Here is a 14,081-nt window from a genome sequence, read left to right on the forward strand (position 1 = left end):
CTCTCTCGGCGCGTGATCATTCGCCCTTGGAGGCGCCTTCGGTCATGCCGACGACGAGCCTCTTCTGGACGGCGAGGTAGAAGACGAGGACGGGCAGCGTGACGAGCACGGCGGACGCCAGCAGCATGCCCCAGGAATAGATGTTGTCCTGCCCGATCCACGTGGCGAGGCCGAGCGGCAGGACCTTGTTGCGCTCGGACGAGGTGAACACCAGCGCGAACAGGAACTCGTTCCAGGCGTGGTTGAAGCTGAACACGCTGACGGAGACGAGGCCCGGCACGGCGAGCGGCACGGTGACCTTCCACATCGCCTGCAGCCGCGTGCAGCCGTCGATCATGGCGCTCTCCTCGAGCGTCACGGGGATGGCGTTGAAGTAGGAGCGCATGAACCACAGCGCGAGCGGCAGGGTGAAGGCGGTGTTCGCCACGATGAGCGAGAACAGCGTGTCGGCGAGGCCGAACTGCACGACGTAGATGTAGAGCGGGATGACGATCAGCACCTCGGGCAGCATGTAGCAGAACAGCGTGACCGTGGAGAAACCGGAGATGCCGAAGAAGCGGAACCGGCTGAGGCTGTAGGCGCCCAGCCCGCCGACCAGCAGCGACAGCAGCGTCGCGCCGAAGGCGACGATGAGGCTGTTGAGGAAGTAGGTCGGGAAACGCGTCTGCAGGAACAGGTCGCGGTAGTTCTGCAGCGTCCATTGCTGCGGCAGGAAGGTGGGCGGCGACATGTAGAGCTCGGTCGCCGGCTTGAACGAGCAGATCACCATCCAGAACAGCGGGAACCCGACGACGGTGCAGGCCGTCAGGGCGAGCAGGTAGGTCATCGCGCGGGAGGCGATGAAGTGGATGTCGGCCGCCTCGTAGTTGCGCCGTGGCGGCGCGCGGTCGATCACGGTGGCGGCGGTGTCGTAGCTGGTCACTGCCGGGCCTCCGCGCGCTTCATGAAGCCGAAATACACGGCGAGCAGGACGACGAGGATGAAGAAGGTGATCAGCGCGATCGCCGCGGCGCGGCCGAGCTCGAAATCGGCGAAGCCCTTGATGTAGACGAGGATCGGCAGCGTCGTGGTGGAGTCGAGCGGCCCGCCCCCGGTCAGCAGGTAGATGATCTCGAACTTGTGGAACGTCCAGATCGTGCGCAGCAGCGCGGTCAGCAGGAACACCGGCAGGATGTGCGGCAGGGTGATGCGCCAGAACTGCTGGAAGGCGCTCGCGCCGTCGATCTCGGCCGCCTCGTACTGCTCCTGCGGAATGGACTGCAGGATGCCGAGCAGGGCGATCACCACGAAGGGGAAGAACTTCCACACGCCCACGATGATGACGGACAGCATCGCCGTGCTGGTGCTGGCGAGCCAGACCATCGGCTTGCTGATGAGCCCGACCGACATCAGCATGTAGTTCAGGATGCCGACGATGTCGTGGAACATGTAGCGCCAGACGAGCACGGCGACCACGGTCGGGATGAGGTAGGGCGCGAGGATGATGGCGCGCGCCACGCCGCGCAGCGCGAAGGTTCGGTTGAGCAGAAGCGCCAGCCCGAGCCCGAGCATCATTTCGAGCGACACGCTGCCGAACACCCAGACGAAGGTGTTCTTCAGCGCCGTCCAGAAGGTGCGGCTCGTCAGCGCCCAGGCGAAGTTCTCCAGCCCGATCCACGGGCCGCTCATCTCGCCGAAGCCGACATCCTGCAGGCTGATGCCGATCACGGTGATGGTGGGCACGGCCACGAGCAGCAGAAGCACCGCCGCGCTCGGGGTGAGGGTCAGGTAGGCGATTGCGCGGTCGCCGGGCTGGACGGTATGGGTCTCAGCCATGGCTGGCGACGCTCGCGCGCTGGGGGATCGGGGCGGGTCGCGCCAGGCCCGTCTGGGGGTCGAAGCTCCGCAATTCGTGCTCGCGCACCGCGAAGTGGGCGCGCTCGCCCTCGCGGATGTCGGCCGGCACGCTGCTGGGCAGCCGGGCGATCACCTTGGCCTGCCCGAACGGGTCGTCGAGCGCGCCGTAGATCAGCTTGTCGCTGCCGAGGAACTCGATGCGCGAGACGAGCATGGTCATGCGCCGCAGCCCGGACTCCTGGCCGAAGAAGCTCACTGGCATCAGGTTCTCGGGCCGAACGCCGAGCACCTCGCCCGGCATGTCGATCAGGTTCATCGGCGGCGTGCCGATGAAGGTCGCGACGAAGGTGTCGGCGGGATAGAGGTAGATCTCCTCCGGCGTGCCGACCTGGCGTACGCGCCCGCCCTGCATGACGACGACGCGGTCGCCGAGCCCCATGGCCTCGACCTGGTCGTGCGTCACGTAGAGGGCGGTCATGCCCACGCGCTCCTGGAAGGTGCGCAGTTCGTCGCGGGCGGAATGGCGGAGCTTCGCGTCGAGGTTCGACAGCGGTTCGTCGAGCAGGAACAGCGCCGGGTCGCGCACCAGCGAGCGGGCCAGCGCGGTGCGCTGGCGCTCGCCGCCGGAGGTCTGGCGGGGCTTGCGGGCGAGCAGGTGCTCGATGCCGACGAGCCCGGCCGCCCAGCGCACCTTCTTGTCGACCTCGTCCCCGCGCCGGCCGGCGACGCGCAGCGGGAAGGCGATGTTCTCGTACAGCGTCAAATGCGGGTAGAGCGCGTAGTTCTGGAACACCATCGCGATGTTCCGGTCCTTCGGGCGCAGCCGCGTGGCGACCGTCTCGCCGATGACGATGTCGCCGAAGGTCGGCAGCTCCAGGCCGGCGACCATGCGCAGCAGCGTGCTCTTGCCGCAGCCCGAGGGGCCGAGCAGGACGACGAACTCCCCATCCTCGATGGTGAGGCTCACGTCGTCGACCGCCTTGTAGTTCCCGAAGATCTTGCCGACGTTGCGGATTTCGACGCGCGCCATGTCAGCCGCCCTTCGAGGAGGCGCGCGCCGCGCGCGCCTCGGCGAGCAGGGCGGCGTCGGCCGCGGCGATATGCGCGCGGACGGACGCGACGTCGCCCTCGTCGGCCGCAAGCGCCTCGCGCCGGCGCGCCAGCATGTCCGCCACCGTGTCGGGCGCGGGACCGCCCGTCACCGTGCGCAGCTTCAGGTTCTCGGCCGGGTCCAGCGCCTGGCGGACGATTTGCGGGTCGATGCCGAGGGTGCGGCCGAACAGGGCGTTCGCGGCGGCGTCGAGATCCTGCGACGTGATGTCGAGCGCCGTCTTGCCGGCCTCGATCGTCTCGCGCACCACCCGCCCGACGATGTTGTGCGCCATCCGGAACGACAGGCCCGTTTCGCGCACCACCACGTCGGCGAGCTCCGTGGCCGTGCCGAAGCCGATCGCGGCCGCGTGCAGCATCGTGTCGCGGCGAACGGACATCGTGTCCAGCGCCCCCTTGGCCACCGCGAGCGCGGCCGCGCTGCGGTCGAGCGCTTCCAGCGCCGGCACGTTGATGCTGGACACCCCGTCGTTGACGTCGCTGAAATGCGTGTTCTTGCTGCAGGCGAGAACCGTCGCCAGCGCTCCCGTGACGTGGCCGGCCGCCGCCTTCAGGAACTCCATCGCCTGCGGGTTCTTCTTCTGCGGCATGATGCTGGAGACGCTGGAGAACGAGTCGTCCATTTCGATGAAGCCGTACTCCATCGTGTTCCAGGCCTGCAGGTCGGTGGCCAGCCGCGACAGGCCGGTCATCATCACGGCGTTGGCCGCCGCGGCCTCGTGGACGTCGTCGCGGCAGGAGACGCCGTCATAGGCGACTTCCAGCAGGCCCGCGAAGCCGAGCCGGTCGGCGACCGCCTGGCGGTCGATGGGGAACCCTGTCGTGGTGAGCGCGCCCGAGCCGAGCGGCGAGCGGTCGCAGCGCTCCAGCGCGCCGCGCAGCCGCTTGAAATCGCGCGCCAGCAGATCGCCGTAGGCGAGCAGGTAGTAGCCGAGCGAAATCGGCTGGGCGTGCTGGGTGTGCGTGTAGCCCGGCATCACCGTTTCGCGGTGGTCGTCGGCGAGGCGCAGCACCGTGGCGCGCAAGGCGAGCAACGCGTCGAGCACCTTGAGAAGCCGCCCGCGCAGGGCGAGGCGCCAGGAGGTGACGTGCAGGTCGTTGCGGCTGCGCGCCGTGTGCAGCCGTCCGCCCGTGTCGGGACCGAGCGCCTGCACAATGTGGCGTTCGACGTACGAGTAGAGGTCTTCCTGCTTGTAGTCGATGGCGAGCGTGGCGGGGCCGGCCTCCAGCAGCGCGAGCAGCACGTCGAGAATGCGGGCGATCTGCTGCCGGTCGACGATGCCGCGATCCGCGAGCATCAGCGCATGCGCCAGATGGATGCGCATCTCCGGCTCGAACTGGAACCTGATGCCGTTGGCGACGGCTGGGGCGTAATACGCGTCGACCAGCGCCTGCGCCGGCGGCGATTTCACGCGCTCGCGGAGCGAGACAGTTTCGGACATGACCGTTCCTTGGTCTGGGGGCGCGGCCCGCTCTCGGGCCGCGCCTTCGCGGGGGACGGGGTGCTCAGTTCTTCTTCAGCTCGTCGACGACGCGCTTCATCTGGTCATGGCCCCAGGCGGCGGCCTTGGCCGGGTCCTCTCCCTCGAGCACGACGCGCTGCACCACGGCGGCGGGAATGCCGCGCGCGACGATCGAGCCGATATAGGGGTTGATCACGCCGGACTTGACGACCTTGCCGTCCTTGACGACGGCCCCGGCCTCGGAGTCGAAGTCCAGGCTGTTGGAGGTGTCGAAGGCCAGCCGCGCCAGCTCCTGGCGTCCGCCAAGCTCCTTGGCGCCGGCCTCGACCACCTTGTCCTGCACGCTCTTCAGCGGCGGGACGAGATGCGGATAGGCGGTCATGGAGAAGTCGCGCAGCCTGTCGCCGGTGATGAGGTACTGCAGGAACTTCTTGGCGCCCTCGATGTTCTTCGCTCCCACGGCGGCGCTGGCCACGGCGAAGCTGTTGGAGTTGACGAACTTGACGCCCACGCCCGAGGGCCCGGCCGGAACCGGCGCGCCGTTGGTCTTCGCGAACACGTCGGGCGCGTTGGAGAAGGCGTTCGCGGCCAGCCGCGGGGCATAGATGTCGAGGCCGATCTTGCCCGTCAGGTAGGAGTTGATCATCTCCGAATAGGAGTAGGAGGAGATGCCGGGCGGCGAGAACTTCGCCATGTCCTTGAGGAACTGGAGCGCCTTCACCGTGCCGGGATTGTTGAAGGTGACGTTCAGGTCCTTGTCGAAATAGGTGCCGCCCGCGGCCCAGATCATCTGCGAGAGGTAGACGCTCGTCATGCGGTTCTTGCCGGCCGGGAAGACGAAGCCGAACTGGTCGCCGGCGGTCAGCGCGGCCGCGGCGCTCTTCAGCTCGTCCCAGTTCTTCGGCGTTTCCAGCCCCTTCGCCTTGAGCAGGTCGGCGCGGTTCCAGAACACGCTGAAATTGCCGAGCGTGTAGGGGAGGTCGTAGGTCTTGCCCGACACCTTCACCAGCGCGCCGGGCACGTAGTCCTGCTCGCCGATGGACTTCAGGACGTCGTCGAGTTCGACGAGGTAGCCCTTGCGGGCGAACTCGAACCGCTCCTCCGGCAGGAGCTTGAACAGGTCGGGCATCGTCTTGGTGGTGATGGAGCTCATCACCTTCTGGAGGCGGCCGTCCGTGCTGATGGCCTCCATCTCGATCTTCACGCCGGGATTCTCGGCCTCGAACGCCTTGATGGCGTTGTTGAAGAACGCGATGCTCGGCGGGTCCGTCTCGTTGTGCAGAAAGCGCACGACCTGCTGGGCGGACGCCGTGCCGGACATCAGGCCGGCGAGCAGGGCGCCGGCTGCAATCGAACGGATACGCATGCCAATCCGCATGGGGGTTTCCTCCTCGTAAAAGTCATGACGATGCGCGCCGCTGCGTTTTCGCGTGTCGGCGCGGGACTTTCGGGAGGTGAGAGTAAGCCTTGAGTTTGCAATGCGTCCAATACATGCGATCAATATCGGATATTCGCCTTGCGAATGGTGGGCCGATGCTGGATCTGCAACCTCTGAGAGTCTTCCTGCGCGTCTCGGAATTGAAGAGTTTTTCCAAGGCGGCGGTGGCCATGGGGCTGACCCAGCCCTCCATCAGCCGCATCGTCAAGGAGCTCGAGAGGACCTGGGACGGCGAGCTCTTCCACCGCACGGGGCGCGGCGTCGACCTCACCGAGTTCGGCCAGATCGCGTTCGCCCGCACGCGGCTTCTTCTGTCGGAAGCCGATCGCTTCAGCACCGAGCTGCGCTCGCACAGCCGCAAGCCGTCGGGCGTGGTTTCGCTCGGGCTGCCGGCCTCCCTCGTCGGGGACGTCGTCCCCGACCTCGTCAACGGGCTGCGCCGCGACCTGCCCGACGTGCGCCTGCGCATCTATGAAGGCTTCAGCGACCAGATCGAGCGCTGGCTGTCGGAAGGCGACATCGAGGTCGGCATCTACAGCAAGTACAGGGAGGCCGACGGCGACACGCAGGGCCTGCTGGTGGCGTCCCATCTCGTCCTCGCCGGGCCCAGCGACGGCCCGCCGCTACCCCGCGAAACGCCGGTCGCCGAACTCGGGCGGTATCCGCTGATCCTGCCGGCCTTGCCGAACGGGCTGCGCATGGCCGTCGAGAGCGCGGCCCGCAGCCGGCGCGTGTCGCTCAACGTGGTCGTGGACGCCGATTCCATCGTCGCCCAGAAGCAGGTCGCCGAGCGCTGCGGCTGCTACATGATCAAGGCCCCGCACACCATCGTCGAGGACGCGGCCAGCAACCGCTTCACCAGCAGCGCGATCGTGGAGCCCCGCATCCTGCGCCACGCCGTCCTGGTGACCACGCAGCAGCGCCCGCTGAGCCGCGCCGGGCGGGAGGTCGCCGCCCGCGCCACCGCCATCCTGCGCGCGATCCCGTCCCGCATTGCGAGTTGAGCGGGGGAGCGGCGTCGCTCCCCGCCTCCGTCACGACCGCCGGGCGGCGTCGCCGGCCGCCTGCATGAGGGCGGCGAAGCTCACGTCCTTGTCGACCCGGTGGTCGGGGGGCATGCCCAGCACGCGTTCGGCGAGGATGTTGCGCTGGATTTCGTCTGTGCCGCCTTCCACCCGCATGCCCGGCGAGCGCAGCAGCATCAGCTGGAACTTGCCCTCCTCCTCGGCGAACTCCGGCGAGGCGACCATGCCGGCCGCGCCCTGCAGGTCGAGCGCGAACTTGGCGATCTCCTGCATGGTCATGCCGGCGACGAGCTTGAGGATCGAGTTCTCGGGCCCGGGCACCTCGCCCCGCGCCGCCGAGGAGATCGTGCGCATCGCCGTGAAGCGCAGTCCGGACGTCCGGGCCGCCCACGTCGCCAGCTTCGACCTGACGACGGGATCGTCGATCGCCTTGCCGCCGCGCCAGTCGAAGCGCAGGCAGAAATCGAAGATGTCGTCGAAGCCGGTGGTCATCGAGGACGACACCGCCTGGCGTTCGTTCATCAAAGTCGTGAGCGCGATGGACCAGCCGTCCCCCGACGCGCCGAGCATGTCCTCGTCGGGGATGAACACGTCGGTGAAGAACACCTGGTTGAACCCCGACTGGCCGCTCATCTGGCGGATAGGGCGAATTTCGACGCCCGGGCTCCGCATGTTCACGATGAACATGGACAAGCCCCGGTGCTTCGGCACGGAGGGGTCGGTGCGCGCCAGCATCAGGCCCCAGTCCGAGTAGTGCGCGCCGCTCGTCCAGACCTTCTGGCCGTTGACGCGCCAGCCCCCCGCCGTGCGCTCGCATCGCGTGCGGATGCCGGCAAGATCGGATCCCGCCGCCGGCTCCGAGAAGAGCTGGCACCAGATTTCCTCGCCCGACGCCATCGGCACGAGGTGGCGGCGCTTGTGCGCCGGCGAGCCGTGCGCCATCAGCGTCGGGCCGATCATGCCCTGGCCGATCACGAAGCGCTCGCCGAGCTTGCCGTAGACGCCTTCCTCCTGCTCCCAGATCAGGCGCTCGACCGGGCCGGCATCGCGCCCGCCATACTCCGACGGCCAGTGCAGGCAAGCCCAGCCGCCCTCGAACTTGCGCCGCTGCCAGTCCCTGCAGATGGCCAGCTTCTCCGCCTCGTCGCCGCCGACGCGCAGAACGCCGAAGCTCGACCGCTCGAGCGCGACGCGGTGCTGCGACGGCGCGTTCGCCGCGATCCACCGCCGCGCCTCGGCGCGGAAGGCGGCTTCCGCCGGGGTATCCGAAAAATCCATCACGCGTCTCCCGTCCGGGCGCCGTCCCGCAGTCTCTCCACCAGGAGACTTTCCCATGTCGACAGGGGCCCGAGCACGAGCGCCAGCGCGTTGGACCGCCTGAAGAAGACGTGGCAATCGTAGTCCCAGGTGAAGCCCACGCCGCCATGCACCTGGATGGCGTTCATGGCGCACTCCTGGAACGCTTGCGTCGCGCTGACGCGCGCCGTCGCCGCCGCCACGGGCAGTTCCCCATGGCCGGTCGCCATCGCCCACGCGCCGTAATAGGCGTTCGAGCGGGCCAGCGTCTTGGCGACGTACATGTTGGCCAGCATGTGCTTGATGGCCTGGAAGGAGCCGATCTGACGCCCAAACGCGACGCGCTGCCGCGCATAGTCGCAGCCCGCCTCCAGCGCCCGCTCGGCCCCTCCGAGCTGTTCGAAGGCCAGCAGCACGGCCGCCGTGTCGACGACGCGGGAGAGGTCCGGCATCTCGACGCCGTCGCCCAGCCTCTCGACCTCGCAATCGGTGAAGACGAGGGAGGCGCAGGTCCGCGTCGGGTCGATGGAGGCGAGCGGCTCCCGGGCCGCTCCGGGTCCGGAAAGGCGGGCGAGGTAAAGCCCCAACCGGCCCTCCTCGTCGAGGGCGGGCAGGACGGCCCAGTCCGCCACCAGGCCGTCATGCGCCATGGGGACGCGGCCCGTCAGGCGGCCGCGGCTCACGCGCAGCGACGTCCTGTCGGGGGACATGAGCGCATCCGCCGGGCACGTGCCGATCTCCCGTCCCGCCGCGATTTGCGGCAGGCGGTCGCGGCGCTGCCGCTCGCTGCCGAAGGCCAGGACGAGTTGGGCGTAGAGATAGACGGCGGAGGAGAACGGAACCGGCGCGACGGCGCGGCCGAGCTCCTCGGCGATCACGCAGAGTTCGAGAAGCCCCAGGCCCAGCCCGCCATACTCTTCCGGAATGGCGACGCCCATCGCGCCGAACTCCGCGAGCGCCCGCCAGAGCGGCTCGTCGAAGGCGACGCGGCCGTCGAGCGCGGCGCGAACCCTGCCCATGTCGCACTCGCGGGCGAGCAGCGTGCGCAGCGATTGCCTGAGCTCCTCCTGTTCGGAGCTGAAACCGAAGTCCATGCCGAATTCCCTTCCCGATGGACCGAGAGTGCACAAGGCCGAGGGTCCAGTCAAACTACTTTAGTTCTAAAGCTTGCGGAGTCGGAGCTCCGCAAACCGATGTGTTCCGCCGGTCACGCCGGGGTGTTCACGGCCATCCGCGAAGACACGGAATCCGACGGTCCGCCGGGCGGAACGCCCGCGTCACGCGCGTCCCCGCGGCTTCGACGGCCGGGGTTCCGGCTGGGCCGGGACGGCGACGAGACGGACGGTCGCGAAGCTACGAAAGCCCGCGCGCGGCGAGCTGCTTTCTCACGGCCCCGAGCAGTTCCATGAGCTGCATCGACTGCGACTGGGACATGCCGCCCAGCAGGTCCTCGACCCAGGCCTGATGCGCCGCGTTGAGCTTGGCGGCGCAGGCGCGGCCACTGTCGGTGAGCGAAACGATGGACGATCTCCGGTCCGTCTGCGCCGTCGACGTCGTCACCAGTTTCTGCTCCTTCAGGTCGCGCACGATCCCGCTGATATTGCCCGCCGTGACGAACAGCTCGGCGGAAAGGTCGCTCATGCTCAGCCCGTCCGGGTGCCTGTCCAGCGTGGCCAGGATATCGAAGCGGACGAGAGTCATGTCGAACTCCGCCGCCAGGTTCTTTCTCAGCTGCCTGTCGACGATGGCGTAGCAATTCGCCATGCGGAGCCACATGCGCAGGCGAACGGACCCCTGCGAAGTGTTCCGCTGTTCGATTCTGGAGGGGGAACGGGTCAATGTTCGGATCCTAAAGCAATCGGGCTCACCTACTTCACCGCGCCGGCGGCATCAACAACGACTCGCGCGAATGCCGGAGCGGCCTCGTCGGCAACGCGCGAAGTCTGCTTGCTATCGGAAGGTGAGCGCAAGGGCCCTCACCGGGGAACCGGTGCCGTTCACGATCTTGAGCGGGGCGGCGATGAGGATCGCGCCCTTCGGCGGCAGCCGGTCGAGCTGGCACAGGCTCGCCAGGCCATAGCGGTTGGCCTTGTGCATGAGGTTGTGCGCCGGGAAGGGCGGGTCCATTCCCCCCGCCGAGCCGGCGTCGGTTCCCACCGTCTCCACGCCCCAGCCGATGACGCCCTTGTCGATGAGATAGGAGATGGCGTCCGCGGTCGGCCCGGGAGAGTGCGGCCCGTTCTCGTCGGCGTTGAGAAATTCGGCGTCGGAGCCGTTGCGCTTGTACCAGTCGGTCCGCATCAGGACCCAGCTGCCCGCCTCGATGGCCCCGTGCTCGCTCTCCCACTGCCGGATGCTGTCGACGGTCAGGAGGTAGTCGGGGTTGGACCTCACCTCCGGCGAGCGGTCGATCACGTTGGCGGGCGCGACGAAGCGGCCGGGCGGGATCGTGTCCGTCGTACTGTCCGGGTTGTCCTTGCCGGTGATCCAGTGGCACGGCGCGTCGAAATGCGTCCCCGTATGCTCGCCCAGCTCGAGCCAGTTCCAGGCCCAGAACGGCCCGTCCTGGTCGTAGTGGGAGATGGTGTGGACCTTCACCCGGGGCGTGTTCTTGCCGAACTGGGGCGGCAGGTAGATGACCGGGGTTTCGGGGCCGAGGGGCGCGGTGAGGTCCACCACCTCGATGTCGCCGCTCAACAGGCCGGCGGCCAGGCCGCCCAAACTCGCCTTCGCATCCATGCGCGTCTCCCTTCCTTCTGTTTGGCGCGTCGCCGCGCAAGGTTCGTTCGGATGGCGTCGAGGGCGGTCCCGCTATCTGAGCGCGTTCGGCAGCCAGGTCACCAGCGCGGGAAAGAAAAGCATCAGCGCGACCTTGACCGCGTCGCTCACGACGAACGGCAGGACGCCCTTGTAGACGCGCGAAAGGGCGATGTCGGGCGCGACCGTCTTGAGCACGAACAGGTTCATGCCGAACGGCGGCGTCAGCACGCCGATCTCCACCAGCACGACCATGACGATGCCCCACCACAGCAGGTCGTAGCCGAGGCCCTGGATGATGGAGGCCGCCATGGAGGCGGTGATCATCATGATCGTCATGCTGTCCATGAACATGCCCATGATGATGTAGAACACCACCAGCAGCAGGATGACGCCCCAGTTGGGCAGGCCGAGGCCCAGAATACCCTTAGTGATGGACTGGGTGATCGTCGACGAGCCGAAGAAGAAGGTCAGCACGAGCGCCCCGATGATCAGGAAGTAGATCATCGAGGTCGAGCGGGTCGTTTCGGCGGCGATGGTCCAGAACGCGCCCTTCGAGAGCTTGCCGCGCCACAGCGCGACGACGAACGCGAACACCGCGCCCAGCGAGGCCGCCTCCGTCGCCGTGACCACGCCGAACGCCATGCCGCCGAGCACGACCCCGAACAGGGCGATGGCGGGAATGCAGTTCACCGTCGCGACCCGCAACTCGCCGAGGTCCCAGCGCTGGCCGGCCGGCGCGAGGCGCTTGTTCAGGCGCACCAGCGCGAGGATGGTGCCGGAGTACATGAGCACCGTGAGGAAGGCGGGCACCAGGATCGCGACATACATCGCCCCGATCGACTGCTCGACGAGCACGGAGTAGACGACGACGACGGTCGAGGGCGGGATCAGCTGGCCCAGCGTTCCGCCGGCGGCGATGCTGCCGGCGGCGAGCCCGGGATCGTAGCCCCGGTTCTTCATCTCGGGATAGGCCGCCGACCCGATGCTGATCACCGTCGCGATGGACGAGCCGGTGAGCGCGCCGAATCCGGCGCAACCGCCGATAGTGGCCAGCGCCAGGCCTCCGCGAAACGGCGCGAACGCGGCGTGCGCCAGGCGGTAGATGTCGCCGGCCATCCCTCCCGCCACGGCGAAACCGCCCATCAGCAGGAAATAGGGGATGATAGCGAGTTCGCTGCTCGTCAGCAGGCCGATGGTCTCCGATCCCGCGATGTTGAGGGACGCGGAGAACCCGAACGTGGCGGCGATGCCGACGATGGCTGTGGCGATCATGGCCGCCGCGAGCGGCACGAAGAGCAGGATGGCCACCCACAGCACGAAGATGGCGATGGTCGCCGCGAGCACGGGATCGGAGGCGAGAGCGGGCCTCGGTTGCGACACGCCGTAGAGGACGACCAGGGTCGCGAGCAGGCTGATGCCGCCGAACAGGGCGACGGTTCCCGCCAGCGACTTCCCCCACTGCGCGGCGAGATCGAGCGCCGTCAGCGCGTGCGACGGCACGCACAGCACGACGAGGGCGAAGATGCCCGTGTAGAAGGGCCAGAGCTTCCACTGCTGGATCGCCGTCAGCGTCCCCATCCGGTAGGCCGTCGCGGCCTGCTCGAACACGGCCACGGCCAGAAGCACGAGGCAGAACAGATAGAGGAACGACCCGACCATCCGCATGGCGGCCACCGTCCGCGCGGGGAGCCGGCCGGCCATGATGTCGACTTCGAGGGTCGCCCGCTGCGAGAGGCCGCTGGCGAGCACGGCGGCGATCGCGACGGCGAACACCGTTCCGAAGATCTCGTTCGAGCCGGCGATCGGCGAGTTCAGAAGCCAGCGGAAGACGATGATGTCGACGAGGCTCAGTATGCCCGTCAGGAGCATGACGACGACGCCGAGCGACGCGACTTTCCGGTTGAAGGACGCGAGCGCTTCCCCCGCCCGCAGGATCGCGCGCCGCCCCGTGTAGTCCGTCGCGGCGCCCAGGAATTCGCCCGCGATCGGCTGGCCGGATGTCGGCTCGCTCGTCATGCGTGATCCTTCATGTGTCTCGCCCATCCGGCCGAAGTTCCCGGATGCGCCGGGCGCGCCCGGATCGACGCCGGCCGGCCGGCTGGCGCGCCGGCGCATGTCGCGCCGACGGCATGCCGGCCGGCGGCCGCCGCATCCTCATTTCGCCTTGAGCGCCGCGTCGTAGGCCTGCTTGAAGGCCTCGAGCACCTGCGCGCCGTCCGGCGTGCGCTCCATCCAGCCCTTCTCGACGGTGGCCGTCAGGGCGCGCCACTTGGCGAGTTCGGCGGGCTCGATGGTGATGAGCCGGTACTTCTTGTCGTCGCTGAACTTGGCCACGATGCGCGCATCCGACGCGCCGTAGGCGGCGCCGATCCACTTCGACGTCGCTTCGCCCGTAAACTTGTCGAACACGGCCTTCGCGGACGGGCTGAGCCCGTCATAGAAGGCCTTGTTCAGCACGAACGCCGTCGGGATCGCGCCGAAGCTGACATTCTCGACGTGATTGTGCGCCAGCTCGTTGTAGCGGAAGGTCTGGATCGTGCCCGGGTTCGAGACCGCCGCGTCCACCACGCCCTTGCTGAGGGCCTGGTAGGCCTCCGTCGCCGGGATGAAGGAGGGCGAGGCCCCGAGCGCCGAAAGTGCGTCCGCGCCGTTCTTGTCGTTGGCGCGCACCTTGAGGCCCTTCATGTCGTCGAGCGTGCGGATCTCCTTGCGCGAGATGAGCGTGTTGGGAGGCAGCACGGCCAGCGCCATCAGCTTCGTCCGCGCGAACTCGTCGGCCAGCAGGCCTTTCTCGTAGAGCTTCCAGAGCGCGACGGAGGACGCCGCGGAGTCGCCGCCGACCATCGGCAAAGTGGTCACCAGCGTGCGATGGAAGGGGATTCCCGTCGCCGGAATCACCAGGATGCCCATGTCCGCGACGCCGCTGACGACGCGGTCCATCACGTTCGTCGTGGTCGCGAAGGTCGGCCCGAACAGCTGGATCTCGAACTCGCCGTTGGCGGCCTTGTTGATCTCGTCGACCCAGGGTTTGATGACGTCGATGACCGTGACGCTCGTATCCGGCAGCGTCGTCGCGAACTTCACGATCGTGGCCGCCGAAGCCTCGTGCTGCACGGAAGCCGTCGCCGCCGCCGCAAGACCGAAAACCGCAAG

General features: G+C 68.1%; 12 protein-coding genes. 1 reads left to right on the top strand and 11 read right to left on the bottom strand.

What is annotated here, in order from left to right:
• Nucleotides 1-16: 16 nt before the first annotated feature.
• The 5 genes from NK718_RS15730 to NK718_RS15750 all read right to left on the bottom strand — a co-directional run bounded on the left by NK718_RS15730 (nt 17) and on the right by NK718_RS15750 (nt 5,787).
• Nucleotides 17-922 carry a carbohydrate ABC transporter permease gene (locus tag NK718_RS15730; RefSeq protein WP_254744187.1) on the bottom strand — a complete coding sequence of 302 codons (906 nt, stop codon included), beginning with the start codon at nt 920-922 and terminating at the stop codon, nt 17-19.
• Nucleotides 919-1,815: a carbohydrate ABC transporter permease gene (locus tag NK718_RS15735; RefSeq protein WP_254744189.1), complete on the bottom strand. Its 897-nt coding sequence runs from the start codon at nt 1,813-1,815 to the stop codon at nt 919-921. The genes NK718_RS15730 and NK718_RS15735 overlap by 4 nt, the downstream gene beginning before the upstream one ends.
• Nucleotides 1,808-2,866 carry an ABC transporter ATP-binding protein gene (locus tag NK718_RS15740; RefSeq protein WP_254744191.1) on the bottom strand — a complete coding sequence of 353 codons (1,059 nt, stop codon included), beginning with the start codon at nt 2,864-2,866 and terminating at the stop codon, nt 1,808-1,810. Before NK718_RS15740 ends, NK718_RS15735 begins: the two co-directional genes overlap by 8 nt.
• 1 nt (nt 2,867) lies before the next feature.
• Nucleotides 2,868-4,388 carry an argininosuccinate lyase gene (gene argH, locus NK718_RS15745; RefSeq protein ID WP_254744193.1) on the bottom strand — a complete coding sequence of 507 codons (1,521 nt, stop codon included), beginning with the start codon at nt 4,386-4,388 and terminating at the stop codon, nt 2,868-2,870.
• 64 nt (nt 4,389-4,452) lie between these two features.
• A complete protein-coding gene (locus tag NK718_RS15750; RefSeq protein ID WP_254744195.1) occupies nt 4,453-5,787 on the bottom strand; it encodes an ABC transporter substrate-binding protein in 1,335 nt (444 codons plus the stop codon).
• A gap of 155 nt (nt 5,788-5,942) precedes the next feature.
• Here NK718_RS15750 and NK718_RS15755 point away from each other — a divergent pair, with 155 nt between their 5' ends.
• Nucleotides 5,943-6,851 carry a LysR family transcriptional regulator gene (locus tag NK718_RS15755; protein ID WP_254744197.1) on the top strand — a complete coding sequence of 303 codons (909 nt, stop codon included), beginning with the start codon at nt 5,943-5,945 and terminating at the stop codon, nt 6,849-6,851.
• A gap of 30 nt (nt 6,852-6,881) precedes the next feature.
• Here the strand turns inward: NK718_RS15755 and NK718_RS15760 are convergent, their stop codons facing one another.
• The 6 genes from NK718_RS15760 to NK718_RS15785 form a co-directional block, all read right to left on the bottom strand.
• Nucleotides 6,882-8,150: an acyl-CoA dehydrogenase family protein gene (locus NK718_RS15760; protein ID WP_254744199.1), complete on the bottom strand. Its 1,269-nt coding sequence runs from the start codon at nt 8,148-8,150 to the stop codon at nt 6,882-6,884.
• Nucleotides 8,150-9,262, bottom strand: coding sequence for an acyl-CoA dehydrogenase family protein (locus NK718_RS15765; protein ID WP_254744201.1), 1,113 nt, complete (start codon nt 9,260-9,262; stop codon nt 8,150-8,152). Before NK718_RS15765 ends, NK718_RS15760 begins: the two co-directional genes overlap by 1 nt.
• A 259-nt stretch (nt 9,263-9,521) precedes the next feature.
• Nucleotides 9,522-9,932 carry a MarR family winged helix-turn-helix transcriptional regulator gene (locus NK718_RS15770; protein ID WP_254744203.1) on the bottom strand — a complete coding sequence of 137 codons (411 nt, stop codon included), beginning with the start codon at nt 9,930-9,932 and terminating at the stop codon, nt 9,522-9,524.
• 186 nt (nt 9,933-10,118) lie between these two features.
• On the bottom strand, nt 10,119-10,907 hold the full coding sequence (locus tag NK718_RS15775) for a cyclase family protein (RefSeq protein WP_254744205.1): 789 nt from the start codon (nt 10,905-10,907) through the stop codon (nt 10,119-10,121).
• 72 nt (nt 10,908-10,979) lie between these two features.
• On the bottom strand, nt 10,980-12,944 hold the full coding sequence (locus tag NK718_RS15780) for a TRAP transporter large permease (protein WP_254744207.1): 1,965 nt from the start codon (nt 12,942-12,944) through the stop codon (nt 10,980-10,982).
• A gap of 138 nt (nt 12,945-13,082) precedes the next feature.
• Entirely contained in the window at nt 13,083-14,042 is a 960-nt protein-coding gene (locus NK718_RS15785; RefSeq protein ID WP_254744209.1) for a TRAP transporter substrate-binding protein, read from the bottom strand.
• Nucleotides 14,043-14,081: the final 39 nt, after the last annotated feature.

The organism is Alsobacter ponti (genome assembly GCF_024294805.1).
Lineage (GTDB): Bacteria > Pseudomonadota > Alphaproteobacteria > Rhizobiales > Beijerinckiaceae > Alsobacter > Alsobacter ponti.